General features: G+C 68.1%; 13 protein-coding genes. 5 read left to right on the top strand and 8 right to left on the bottom strand.

Translation table 11 applies throughout. The features are described from left to right. Positions 1-7: 7 nt before the first annotated feature. Entirely contained in the window at positions 8-838 is an 831-nt protein-coding gene (gene rsmI / locus OYT95_RS08305) for a 16S rRNA (cytidine(1402)-2'-O)-methyltransferase (protein ID WP_268791161.1), read from the bottom strand. Positions 839-912: 74 nt separating this feature from the next. Here rsmI and OYT95_RS08310 point away from each other — a divergent pair, with 74 nt between their 5' ends. After that, on the top strand, positions 913-2421 hold the full coding sequence (locus tag OYT95_RS08310) for a dolichyl-phosphate-mannose--protein mannosyltransferase (RefSeq protein WP_268792219.1): 1509 nt from the start codon (positions 913-915) through the stop codon (positions 2419-2421). A gap of 63 nt (positions 2422-2484) precedes the next feature. On the opposite strand, the gene OYT95_RS08315 is transcribed toward OYT95_RS08310, so the two are convergent. The 4 genes from OYT95_RS08315 to OYT95_RS08330 all read right to left on the bottom strand — a co-directional run bounded on the left by OYT95_RS08315 (position 2485) and on the right by OYT95_RS08330 (position 5805). Further along, on the bottom strand, positions 2485-4116 hold the full coding sequence (locus OYT95_RS08315; protein WP_370184603.1) for a BCCT family transporter: 1632 nt from the start codon (positions 4114-4116) through the stop codon (positions 2485-2487). A 90-nt stretch (positions 4117-4206) separates the two neighbouring features. After that, positions 4207-4638: a DoxX family protein gene (locus tag OYT95_RS08320; RefSeq protein ID WP_011597793.1), complete on the bottom strand. Its 432-nt coding sequence runs from the start codon at positions 4636-4638 to the stop codon at positions 4207-4209. A gap of 50 nt (positions 4639-4688) precedes the next feature. Beyond that, on the bottom strand, positions 4689-5063 hold the full coding sequence (locus OYT95_RS08325) for a GntR family transcriptional regulator (RefSeq protein ID WP_016883479.1): 375 nt from the start codon (positions 5061-5063) through the stop codon (positions 4689-4691). A 58-nt stretch (positions 5064-5121) separates the two neighbouring features. Further along, entirely contained in the window at positions 5122-5805 is a 684-nt protein-coding gene (locus tag OYT95_RS08330) for an NAD(P)H-binding protein (protein WP_268791162.1), read from the bottom strand. A gap of 86 nt (positions 5806-5891) precedes the next feature. Between OYT95_RS08330 and arsC the strand changes: the two genes are divergently transcribed. Next, on the top strand, positions 5892-6248 hold the full coding sequence (gene arsC, locus OYT95_RS08335) for an arsenate reductase (glutaredoxin) (protein WP_037243798.1): 357 nt from the start codon (positions 5892-5894) through the stop codon (positions 6246-6248). A gap of 11 nt (positions 6249-6259) precedes the next feature. On the opposite strand, the gene arcA is transcribed toward arsC, so the two are convergent. Beyond that, positions 6260-7477 (bottom strand): arginine deiminase, encoded by a 1218-nt coding sequence (gene arcA, locus OYT95_RS08340; protein ID WP_128639408.1) that lies wholly within the window; start codon positions 7475-7477, stop codon positions 6260-6262. A gap of 107 nt (positions 7478-7584) precedes the next feature. On the opposite strand from arcA, the gene OYT95_RS08345 reads away from it, so the two are divergent. Both OYT95_RS08345 and soxR read left to right on the top strand, forming a co-directional pair. Continuing rightward, the gene (locus tag OYT95_RS08345; protein ID WP_128639410.1) at positions 7585-8115 is read left to right on the top strand and encodes an FABP family protein; all 531 of its coding nucleotides are present in this window, start codon (positions 7585-7587) and stop codon (positions 8113-8115) included. Between the two features lie 42 nt (positions 8116-8157). Further along, the gene (gene soxR / locus OYT95_RS08350) at positions 8158-8637 is read left to right on the top strand and encodes a redox-sensitive transcriptional activator SoxR (protein WP_112300822.1); all 480 of its coding nucleotides are present in this window, start codon (positions 8158-8160) and stop codon (positions 8635-8637) included. A gap of 3 nt (positions 8638-8640) precedes the next feature. Here soxR and OYT95_RS08355 read toward each other — a convergent pair whose 3' ends face one another. Both OYT95_RS08355 and OYT95_RS08360 read right to left on the bottom strand, forming a co-directional pair. Next, positions 8641-9135, bottom strand: coding sequence for a DUF2505 domain-containing protein (locus tag OYT95_RS08355; RefSeq protein ID WP_128639412.1), 495 nt, complete (start codon positions 9133-9135; stop codon positions 8641-8643). 50 nt (positions 9136-9185) lie between these two features. Continuing rightward, positions 9186-9629 (bottom strand): GNAT family N-acetyltransferase, encoded by a 444-nt coding sequence (locus OYT95_RS08360; protein ID WP_268791163.1) that lies wholly within the window; start codon positions 9627-9629, stop codon positions 9186-9188. Between the two features lie 124 nt (positions 9630-9753). On the opposite strand from OYT95_RS08360, the gene OYT95_RS08365 reads away from it, so the two are divergent. After that, positions 9754-11208, top strand: coding sequence for a wax ester/triacylglycerol synthase domain-containing protein (locus tag OYT95_RS08365; RefSeq protein ID WP_037243786.1), 1455 nt, complete (start codon positions 9754-9756; stop codon positions 11206-11208). Positions 11209-11210: the final 2 nt, after the last annotated feature.

An 11210-nucleotide genomic window follows, 5' to 3' on the forward strand; every position in this document is an offset into this window, starting at 1 on the left:
TGGCCGTCTAGTCCCTCCGGGCCGCCAGCACCGTTTCGTAGAGTTCCCGCTTCGACACGCCGGTGGTGGCGACGAGCGCGCATGCATCCTTGAGCCGGGTGCCGTCCGCGACGAGTCGCTCCACCTCGTCGACGAGGTCGGCGGGGTCGGACGCGACGAGGGTGGCACCCTCCACCACCACCGTGATCTCGCCGCGGACACCCTCGGCGGCCCACTCGGCGAGTTCGGCGAGAGTGCCGCGGCGGACCTCCTCGTACGTCTTGGTCAGTTCCCGGCAGACGGCGGCGCGACGGGTTCCCCCGAGCACCTCGACCGCGTCCGCCAGACAGTCGGCGAGCCGATGCGGCGCCTCGAAGAACACGCACGCGCGTTGCTCGGCGACCAGGGCCTGCAACCACGTCTTGCGCTGCCCCTGCTTCCGGGGCGGGAAACCGTCGAAGCAGAACCGTTCGACGGGCAGTCCGGACAGCGCTAGCGCCGTCGTCACCGCCGACGGTCCGGGCAGGCACGTCACCGCCAGATCCTCGGCCACGCACGCCGACACCAGCCGGTACCCGGGGTCGCTGACGGAGGGCATGCCGGCGTCGGTGACGAGGAGAACGGTCTTGCCGGACGCGACGTCGGCGACGAGGGCGGGCAGCCGGGCCGTCTCGACCTGGTCGTAGAAGCTGACGACCTTGCCGGTGATCGTCACGTCGAGAGCGGAGGCGAGAGCTTTGGTGCGGCGGGTGTCCTCGGCGGCGACGACGTCGGCCGTCCCGAGCGCCGTACGCAGCCTCGGCGAGGCGTCACCCACGTCCCCCATCGGTGTTGCGGCGAGCACTAGGCGACCAGTCATGACCCACAGCCTACGATTGCGGCGTGACGATGCTGACGGACGAGCGACCGACGCCCTCCGCACGACAGCCGTCCATGCTCGGACCGGCGCCGCTCGTGCCGCCCCCCGACTTCGGTCCCGTCGACCGCGCCCGCGGCTGGGTGGTCACCCTGTTCGTCACGGCGATCGCGGCGATCACCCGGTTCACGATGCTCGGTTACCCGACCGACGCGGGCACTCCCGTGTTCGACGAGAAGCATTACGCGCCGCAGGGATGGCAGGTGCTCACCGGCGGCTGGCTCGAGGACAACCCCGGCTACGGGCTGGTGGTGCATCCGCCGATCGGCAAACAGCTGATCGCGGTGGGCGAGGCGATCTTCGGCTACAACGGCTGGGGCTGGCGTTTCGCCTCCGCGGTGGCGGGCACGATCATGGTCCTGCTGGTGATCCGCATCGTCCGCCGGCTCACCCGATCCACTCTGATCGGCGGACTCGCCGGGATCCTGCTGGTCGCGGACGGCGTCACGTTCGTGTCCTCCCGGCTCGGCATGCTCGACATCTTCCTGGCACTGTTCGCGGTCGCCGCTCTCGGCTGCCTGATCGTGGACCGCGACCAGGTCCGCGAGCGGATGGCCCGCGCGTACGACGAGGGCCGGATCGGCGACAGCGACTGGGGACCGCGGCTCGGTGTGCGCTGGTGGCGGTTCGGCGCCGGGATCACGCTGGGTCTGGCGTGCGGCACCAAATGGTCGGGCGTCTACTTCATCGTGTTCTTCGGACTGCTCAGCGTCGCGTTCGACGTGTCGGCCCGGCGCGCCTACGGGGTGCGGCGCCCGTGGTTCGGTGCCGGCGTCCGCGATGTCGGCCCGGCGCTGTACGCGCTCGTCGTCGTGCCGCTGTTCGTGTACCTCGCCAGCTACTGGGCGTGGTTCGCCAGCGAGACGGGTGTGGACCGGCATGCGGTGGGCAATGAGATCGGAACGGGCGGCACCTGGTCGTTCGTGCCGGGCGCGCTCCGCTCACTGTGGTACTACAGCGGCAACGTCCTGGAATTCCACGAGGGCCTCACCAATTCGGCGGGCAATCATCACCCGTGGGAGTCGAAGCCGTGGACGTGGCCGATGGGTCTGCGCCCGATGCTGTACTACTTCGCCGAGGGTGATCACGTCACCGGCTGCGGCGCGTCGAGTTGCGTCAAAGCCGTCATGCTCATCGGGACGCCCGCCATGTGGTGGCTGGCACTGCCGATGCTCGCGTGGGCGCTGTGGCAGACCGTGGTGCGGAAGGACTGGCGTTACGCCACCGTCCTCACCGCCTACGGCGCCGCGTTCCTGCCGTGGCTGACCACCCTGGACCGCCAGATGTACTACTTCTACGCGGTGGCGCTGGCGCCGTTCATGGTGATGGGTCTCGCGCTGATCCTTGGCGACATACTGGGCAGCGCGAAGGCGTCGTTCGAACGCCGCACCACGGGCCTGCTCGCCGTCTGCCTCTATGTGGGGCTCGTGGTCGCCAACTTCATCTGGCTGTGGCCGATCCTCACGGCCGTCCCGATCACCCCGGACACGTGGCAGCACCAACTGTGGCTCCCCAGCTGGCGCTGACACCGGAATGAGTCGAGCCGCCCGGGTCCCCGTGGGACACCGAGCGGCTCGCAGACTGTTTCTCTAGCGGGACGAGATCCGGTCGCGACGACGTTTCGCCGCCACTCTCCGCATCTCTCTCCGCATTTCCCGGCCGTCGACGATCATCTGGTCACGGGACAGATCCTTGTAGAGCGAAAAGCACAACCCGATCATCACGAGGACGAACGGCGCCGCGGCGATGATCGTCATCGTCTGCAGTCCGTCGAGCGCGGTGTCGCCGCCGGTCCACAAGATGAGCGCGGCCACGCCACCGGTGAGCACACCCCAGAACACGACCACCCAGCGCTGCGGCTCCAGCGAACCGCGCTGCGACAAGGTGCCCATCACCATCGACGCGGCGTCGGCGCCGGAGACGAAGAAGATCCCCACGAGGATCATCACCAGGACGGTCGTGATGCCGGTGAGCGGCAGGTGGTTGAGCATGCCGAACAGCTGCCCCTCCTGGGTGTCCTGTCCGGCGAGGTCGATTCCGTCACGCTGCTCGCTGATTCCGGCACCACCGAAGATCGCGAACCACACGAGGCTCACGGCACTCGGGACCACGATCACGCCGACCACGAACTGGCGGATTGTCCGGCCGCGGCTGATGCGGGCCAGGAACATGCCGACGAACGGGGTCCAGGAAATCCACCACGCCCAGTAGAAGATGGTCCACGAGGACAACCATTCGCCGGTCGCCGGATCGGACGACGCTCCGGTGCGGGCGGACATCTGCGCGAGCTGCGCGGCGTAGGCGCCGATCGTCGTGGGCAGCAGGTTGAGGATCAGGACCGTCGGTCCGACGACGAACACGAACAGGGCCAGGATGACGGCGAGCACCATGTTGGTGTTGGAGAGCCACTGGATGCCCTTGGCGACACCCGACACGGCGGACGCCACGAACGCGAGGGTCAGCAGGGCGACGATGGCGACCAACAGGAATGTGCTGACCTCCGACATCCACCCGACGACCTGGAAGCCGGAACCGATCTGCAGTGCGCCGAGACCCAGCGAAGCGGCGGTGCCGAACAGTGTCGCGAAGATCGCGAGGACGTCGATGAACTTGCCGATCGGCCCCTCCGCGCGGCGGCCGAGCAGCGGGATGAATGCGGAGCTGAACAGCTGCTTGCGACCCTTGCGGTACGAGCCGTACGCGATCGACAGTCCGACAACCGCGTACATCGCCCAGGGGTGCAGGCTCCAGTGGAACATGGTGGTGGCCATCGCAGTTCCGATGCCCCCGTTGGAACCCGGAGGGGGCGTCACGTAGTGCGCGAGCGGTTCGGCGACACCGAAGAACATCAGTCCGATGCCCATGCCGGCGCTGAACATCATCGCGATCCAGCTGACCGTCCGGAACTCGGGCTTCTCGCCGTCCTTGCCGAGCGGAATCTGGCCGAACTTGCTGAACGCGAGCCACAGTGAGAAGAGGACGAACCCGGACGCCGACAGGACGAACAACCAGCCCATGTCGGTGACCAGCCAGTCGAGCGCCTTACCGGTCGTGGAGTCGAGATTGTCGGGGGCCACGAGCCCCCAGACGACGATTGCCGAGACCGCGGCGGCAGCGGCGGAGAACACCACGTGGTCGGTGCGAACACCGACCCGTTTGAGCCCTCCGCCGACGCTCGCGTCAGCGGTCTCGGAACCTTGATCAGGCAGATCAGTATTCATTGCCATGAACAACTACGTTGGTCATTTTCGATGGTAAAAGCAAGCTAGCCCACCGCTTCACACCGAATCGAGACCCAGCCTACGGCATCGTTACGCTGCGGTTTTTCCCCATCCCGAGCCTCTTCCGAGAAGCCCGTCGATGCTGAGGCGTCCGGCACCGATCACGGCGAGAAGAAGTGACCCGACGCCGAGTGCGACAACGAGTTCGTACCCGCCGTTCGCGACGAAGACGCCCTTGTCCGCGTGTACCAGAATCAGCGCTCCGAGCATGTCGAGGAACAGCAGGATTCCGGCGATCGGCGTGGCCACTCCCACGATGAGAGCAAATCCACCCGCGAGTTCGATAGTGGCGGCCGCAACAGCCGAAATGTCGGGCAGTGGGACGCCCATGTCGGCGAACGACGCCTGTGTGGCCTTCACTCCGTAGTCGAAGAACTTCTGCCAGCCGTGCGCGACGAAGACGACGCCGAGTCCGATCCGGGCAATCAGTAGTGCGAGGTCGCGGAAGAGTGCGGAAGCCATACCGAGCGTCTACCTTTCTGGGGTCACACCTTCTGGATGCGGCGCCGTCCTCATTCGGCGCCGCGGAGAGCGGACTGCACGAAGCCGAGGATCTCCTCGTCGGACACCCCCAGCTTCCGCAGGTCCTGCACATACCGTGTTGCGGCCTTCTCGGCCCCGGCGCGAATGGGGTCACCGCCGCTCGCGATGAACGTCCCCTGCTTGCCCCGGGTTTCGATGACACCCTGCTCGCCGAGTTCCCGGTACGCCTTCGCCACCGTGTTCGGGGCCAGACCCACCTCGACGGCGAGTGCGCGGACCGTGGGAATCTTGGTTCCCGCGATCAACTGCCCACTGCGCACCTGCTCGATGATCTGCAATCGCAACTGATCGAACGGGGCGGTCGACGAATCCGGATCGATGTCGATGTCCACGGCCGGCGCCACCTCCGTTGTTCCACGCGTTGTATCAGACCGTAGTTGCGCGGTTGCGGCGCCGCAATGCTTACACCGCGGCGACGGCATCCTCGATCGGCGTCGGGCCGGACGTCAGCATCAGCGTCTTCTTGGCAGTCACCGGGTGGTCCAGGAGCGCCGCGACCACTGCGGCGACGTCGGCTCGGGTCACGGTGCCGGGTTCGAGGGGAGGCGCGGTGAGCGTGACGTGACCCGTCGGGTCGTCGTCGAGCAGACCGCCCGGACGGAGGATCGTCCAATCGAGGTGGGTGCGGGCGCGCAGGTCTTCCTCGGCGGCCGTCTTCGCGACGAGGTAGGCGGCGAACACCTCGTCGGTGCCCTCGGGGATCGGCTCCCCCGCCCCGAACGAACTGATCTGGACGAATCGCCGCGTTCCCGCCTTCTCGGCGGCGTCCGCGAGGAGAACCGCGGCCCCGCGATCGACGGTGTCCTTGCGTGCGATGCCACTGCCCGGGCCTGCGCCCGCGGCGAACACCGCGGCGTCCGCACCGACGAGGGTCTTCGCCACGTCGTCCGCGCTCGCCGTCTCCAGATCGATCACCACCGGTTCGGCGCCGAGTGCCGCCACCTCGTGTTCGTGGTCGGGGTTGCGGATCAGCGCGACCGCCCGATCACCGCGCGCGGTGAGAATTTTGACGAGGTGGCGGGCGATCTTCCCGTGCCCACCCGCAATGACGATGCGCCGCGGAGTCGCGTCCCTGTGCTCGGCCATGATCGATCTCCTCTTTCGTCGACTATTCACGAGTTACTACCCCTGGTTCAGCGCTCCCTGCGGGCGCGTTTGTTCCCCGGTGCAGAATGTCGGGTATGGCGAACACCGCGACCATCTACCACAACCAGCGATGCAACACGTCCCGCACCGTCCTCGGGCTGATCCGGGACGCGGGCATCGAACCGACCGTCGTGAAGTACCTCGAGACGCCGCCCTCCCGGGACGGGCTGCGCAAACTTCTCGACGACGCCGGTCTGAAGCCGAGCGAGGCGATCCGTAAGAAGGAGACCGTCTTCAAGGAACTGGGGCTCGCCGAGGCGTCCGAGGACGAACTGCTCGAAGCGATGGTGGACAACCCCATCCTCATCGAGCGACCGATCGTCGTGACGGACAAGGGCACCGTCCTCGCCCGCCCGGCCGAGAAGGTCCGCGAGGTCCTCTAGGCGCTTCGCGCCTACAGCGGGTCGCGGGCCACCGGACAGGACATGCATCGGGGGCCGCCGCGGCCCGAGCCGAGTTCGGAACCGGCGATCCGCAGTACCTCGATGCCCGACGCCTCGAGCCGGGCGTTGGTCTCGACGTTCCGTTCGTACGCGACGACGACGCCGGGTGCGAGTGCGAGCGTGTTGTTTCCGTCGTCCCACTGTTCGCGTTCGGCGGTGACGTTGTCGAGTCCGGTGTCGATGACGCGCAGCTTGCCGATGCCCATCGCCTCGGCGGCGGCGGTCAGGAACGGATCGGCTCCGCGGATCGACACGCCCTTGTCCTCACGGTGAATGGTGAACGCCGACAGCGTGTCCTGGATGACCGGGTACATCACGACGGCGTCGTGGTCGACCATCGTGCACACGGTGTCGAGGTGCATCGACGCTCTGGCCTGCGCGATGGGCACCACCAGCACGGTGTGCGCCAGTTCGTCTTCGAAGACGCTGCGCGCCAACGCCTCGGCACCGGCCGGCGTGGTGCGCTCCCCCACCCCGACGGCGACGACTCCCGGTGCGAGGAGCAGGACGTCGCCGCCTTCGACGGGGGCCGTGTGGGATTCGTAGGCGCGCCGGGCGCCGCGGAAACGCGGGTGGTGGGCATAGATGATGTCGGTGAGGGACGTTTCGCGGACCCGGGCGGGCAGGGCGAGGGACGTGATCGCGACGCGGGGTCCGATCCAGAACGACGAGTCCCGGGTGAACAGCAGGTTGGGCAGCGGGTCGATGACGAAGTCGCCGCCGTGGTGCATGCGACGGACCAGCGACGCCGTGTTGGCGGCGACGGGCAATTCGTCGAAGGTCATGCCCGCGGTGAGGATGGTGGAGAGTTCGGGGGCCGGGACACCGCGGAGATGTGCGGCCAGTTCCTGCGCCAGGGTGTGCCCGAGTTTGCGTGGGTCAACGGCCGCGCCGATGCCCTGTATGCGGGCGGCGCCGCTGGCGCCGAGTGTCTCGGTGAGCAGGTCGGACAGCAGCAGGACCTCGACGCCGCGGCTGCGCAGGAGGTCCGCGAACGCGTCGTGCTCTTCCTGCGCGCGGTCGACCCAGGGCAGTCCGTCGAAGAGCAGTTGGTCGTTGTTGCGGGGCGTGAGCCGCTTCAGTTCGTCCCCGGGCCGGTGCAGGAGGACGGCACGCAGCTGCCCGACTTCGGAGTTGGCTCCCAGCGGTGCAGAACCGGACGCGTTCATGTCTAGACGGTAATGCCGGCGGGCCCGGCAGGCACGCTCAAACGCTCCGCTGCCGACCGTGTCCCTCGGCGCCGCAGGCGAGTACCGTGAAACGGCGGAGGTATCTCATGGACGAGAACTCGACTCTCTCGCCGGCGCACTCGGATGCGGCGGCGAGTTCGTCTGCGGACACGCCCCCCTTTCCGTCGGTGCCGTCAGCCCTGGCGCCGTTCGCCGGTCTGTGGCGCGGCGAGGGTGAGGGCGCGTACCCGACGATCGACGAGTTCGCGTACACCGAGGAGATCGAATTCGCCCCCACCGGTAAACCGTTCCTGGCGTACCGGTCTCGGACGCGGGAGTCGGGCAGCGGGCGGCCGTTGCACTCGGAGTCCGGGTTTCTGCGGCTCGTCGCCGAGGACGAGGCGGAACTGCTCGTGGCCCAGCCGACCGGGTTCACCGAGATCCACCGTGGTCAGATCCGGGAGGGGACCATCGAGTTGTCGATGGTGGCGCTGAGCGCGTCCCCGGACGCGAAACCGGTGCACAGCATCCGGCGACAGTTGTCGGTGCGTGGCGGCGACCTCACGTACGACCTGTGGATGGCGCACGACCTGACTCCGCTCACACACCACCTCCACGGACATCTCCGCCGCAACTGACCTCGAGTATTGTTCAGGTAACCGCGTGAAAGGTTGCCTGTCGTGGAGATGCCCGAGTGGAGAGCCAAGGAACTGACGCCGGGACAGCTGTCGGAGCGCAGTGGCGTGGCGGTGTCGGCGTTGCACTTCTACGAGCGCGAGGGGCTGATCACCAGCAGGCGGACGTCCGGCAATCAGCGTCGCTATCGCAGGGACACGCTGCGGCGGGTCGCGTTCATCCGCATCGCTCAGCGGGTCGGGATTCCGCTGGCCGAGATCCGGGACGCCCTCGGGACCCTTCCCGAGGGCCGCACACCGAACCGTAAGGACTGGGAGAAACTGTCGACGCGGTGGCACGCCGATCTGGATCAGCGGATCGAGCAGTTGATCCGGCTCCGCGACAACCTGACCGGCTGCATCGGCTGCGGGTGCCTGTCGCTCGGGAGTTGCGCGATCGTCAACTCCCACGACCGGCTGGGCACGGCGGGGCCGGGTGCCCGCACGCTGGACGTCGAACTCGACCGCCCGGTGTCCGGGGCGTGAACGTCAGCTGTCGCCCAGCCACTTCTCGATCGCGTCGCGGTCCTGGCCGACCATGTCGCCGACCAGTTTCCTGACGAGGGACTCGATCTGTCCGCCGACGAGCGGAATCTTGACCTGCACCGATCCGGCGACATCCAGGACGGTGACGTCGCCCGACGCACGGAGCACCGACGTGCACTCGATCTTCACCGGGATCCCGGTGGAGCTGCCACTGATCCGGCCGTCGGCGTGGTCGCCGTCGAGGGTGCCCCATTCGTCGGCACGCTCGACCTTCAGTTCACCCGAGACGACCTTGCGGACCAGCCCGGGGAGGGAGGACGCGCCGATGGTGTCGCGCATCGTCGCCGTCAGCGTGCCGGGGCCGCGGCTGTCGTCGAGGGTGAGTTTCTCCGGCGCCTCTTCGAACCGGTGCTGCCAGAACGCCCGATCCGTCACGGTCGCGTGCACGCGCGCGACGGGGTACGCGATCTGTTCGGAGTATTCGAAGCTCTTCGCCATGACGGCAGCCTACGACAACTCCGTGAGCGGCGAAGGAGTCCGGAGACTCGTCAGCCACGCACGGGCGCGGAGCGCCTCATCGGCAGGTGGTCGATGCCGACCTCGAGGTAGTTCGCGCCGGTTCTGCGAAAACCGTAACGGCCGTACCAGTTTTCGAGGTAGGCCTGAGCGGAGATCTCGACGGGTCCCGGGAACGCCTCGAACACGGCTTCGAGCAGCTGCCCCGCGAGTCCCCGACCGCGGGCGTGGGCTGCGGTGGCGACGCGTCCGAGGTGCAGTGTCGGTTCGTCGGCCAGCACCCGCAGAGTCGCGAGAACCTCGCCGTCCTCCTCCGCCCAGAACTGGGTGGTGGTCGGTTCGAGGTCGCGTCCGTCGAGTTCGGGTTCCGACACGATGCCCTGCTCGAAGACGAACACGTCGGTCCGCAGGACCATGATCCGGTAGAGCGTGGCCGGGTCGATCCTGTCGAGCGTCGCGTGGTGGAGAGTCGGCACGTCCTCACCTTAGACAGAAAGTCCGGTGCGCAATCCGCCGGAACCAGGGGCGCGATCTGCGGGGCGGGTCCACACTGGAAAAGCAGCAGCTGAGGGCAACTCGAGCAACCGAATGAGGGTGGGCATGGCCGACGGCGAACCTCTGATACCGCCGAGTGCCGTCGACGTGGATTTCTCCGACGTCGCCTGGGGAGCGGACCGTACGATGTCCGACTTCGAGACCGGGATGTGGCGGATGGAGGAGGTGCAGCCGAAGCTGCGCTCACCGATCGTCGCGGTCGACGTCCTCGACAAACCGCCGGACTGGGACCGCCTGGTGCGCGCCCACGAGTGGGCGTCGCACATGGTGCCGCGCATCCGGATGCGGGTGGTGGAGCCGACGTTGCGGCTGGGCAATCCGATGTGGTCGGTCGACCCGGAGTTCGACCTCGACTATCACCTGTCGCGGGTGCGGCTGCCGGAGCCTGCGACGTTCGACCACGCGCTGCGGATGTGCAGGCACATGGCGACCGAGCCGTTCGACCGCGCCCGGCCGCCGTGGAGCGCCATGCTCATCGAGGGACTCGACGACGGCCGCGCCGTCTACGTGGTGAAGACGCACCACAGCATCACCGACGGACTCGGCGGCATCCAGTTGATGACGCTGCTGCACAGCAGGCGCCCCGAACCGTCGCCGGACAAACCGGATCGGCCCGCGCCGTTGCCGGAGCAGATGTCGGGCGGCGGCGCCCTGTTCGAGCAGGCGCTCGACAACGTGCGCAGCGCCCCCGGCCGACTCGGCGGCCTGATCCGGGGCGCGGTGCGGACGGCGATGACCGTCGTCGGCGACCCGGTGGGCAGTGTCACGGAGGTCGCCGGTTACGCGAACTCGATCCGCAGGGTGGTGACCCCTCCCCCGACCACGGGTTCGGACCTGCTGCGCGACCGCGGGCTCGGACGCTGGTTCGGGGTGCTGGAGGTGAGTGTCGACGAACTGCGTTCCGCCGCTCACGTCGCGGGAGGGTCACTGAACGACGCGTACGTGGCGGCCCTGCTGGGCGGCTTCCGCCGCTACCACGAATCGTTCGGCCACGACCTCGAGACGATTCCGGTGGGCATGCCGGTGAGCATGCGTTCGGCGTCGGATCCGACGGGCGGCAACCGATTCGCGGCGGCCCGATTCGCCGGACCGGTCGGTGAGCGCGACCCGGTCGCGCGAATCAAGAAGGTGCGCGCGATCATCCTGGGGCTGCGCCAGGAACCCGCACTCGGACTGCTGGATTCGGCCGCCCCGCTCCTGGTCCGGCTTCCGACGGTGGTGCTGGCGAACTGGTACCTCTCGCAGTCGACGGGTCTCGATCTGCAGGCCAGCAACGTCGCCGGCGTCCCCGTGCCCGTGTACCTGGCGGGCGCCCGGATCGAGCGGATGTTCCCGTTCGGCCCGGCCCCCGGTTGCGCGGTGATGGCCACCCTCGTCTCCCACGTCGGCACGTGCTGCATCGGCGTCAATCTCGACACCGCCGCCGTCACCGAGCCGGCGCGGTTCATGATGTGCCTGCAGGAGAGTCTCGACGAGATCGTCGAACTGGGCCGCGGGTGAAA

Source organism: Rhodococcus sp. JS3073 (genome assembly GCF_026810085.1).
GTDB lineage: Bacteria > Actinomycetota > Actinomycetes > Mycobacteriales > Mycobacteriaceae > Rhodococcus_F > Rhodococcus_F wratislaviensis.

What these genes read in the sequence shown, in the direction of transcription:
- arcA (WP_128639408.1), bottom strand. Translation starts at nt 7,477, where the DNA reads ATGAACGCGTCCGGTTCTGCACCGCTGGGAGCCAACTCCGAAGTCGGG.
- rsmI (WP_268791161.1), bottom strand. Translation starts at nt 838, where the DNA reads ATGACTGGTCGCCTAGTGCTCGCCGCAACACCGATGGGGGACGTGGGT.
- OYT95_RS08315 (WP_370184603.1), bottom strand. Translation starts at nt 4,116, where the DNA reads ATGAATACTGATCTGCCTGATCAAGGTTCCGAGACCGCTGACGCGAGC.
- OYT95_RS08365 (WP_037243786.1), top strand. Translation starts at nt 9,754, where the DNA reads ATGGCCGACGGCGAACCTCTGATACCGCCGAGTGCCGTCGACGTGGAT.
- OYT95_RS08355 (WP_128639412.1), bottom strand. Translation starts at nt 9,135, where the DNA reads ATGGCGAAGAGCTTCGAATACTCCGAACAGATCGCGTACCCCGTCGCG.
- arsC (WP_037243798.1), top strand. Translation starts at nt 5,892, where the DNA reads ATGTCGGGTATGGCGAACACCGCGACCATCTACCACAACCAGCGATGC.
- OYT95_RS08320 (WP_011597793.1), bottom strand. Translation starts at nt 4,638, where the DNA reads ATGGCTTCCGCACTCTTCCGCGACCTCGCACTACTGATTGCCCGGATC.
- OYT95_RS08330 (WP_268791162.1), bottom strand. Translation starts at nt 5,805, where the DNA reads ATGGCCGAGCACAGGGACGCGACTCCGCGGCGCATCGTCATTGCGGGT.
- OYT95_RS08345 (WP_128639410.1), top strand. Translation starts at nt 7,585, where the DNA reads ATGGACGAGAACTCGACTCTCTCGCCGGCGCACTCGGATGCGGCGGCG.
- OYT95_RS08310 (WP_268792219.1), top strand. Translation starts at nt 913, where the DNA reads ATGCTCGGACCGGCGCCGCTCGTGCCGCCCCCCGACTTCGGTCCCGTC.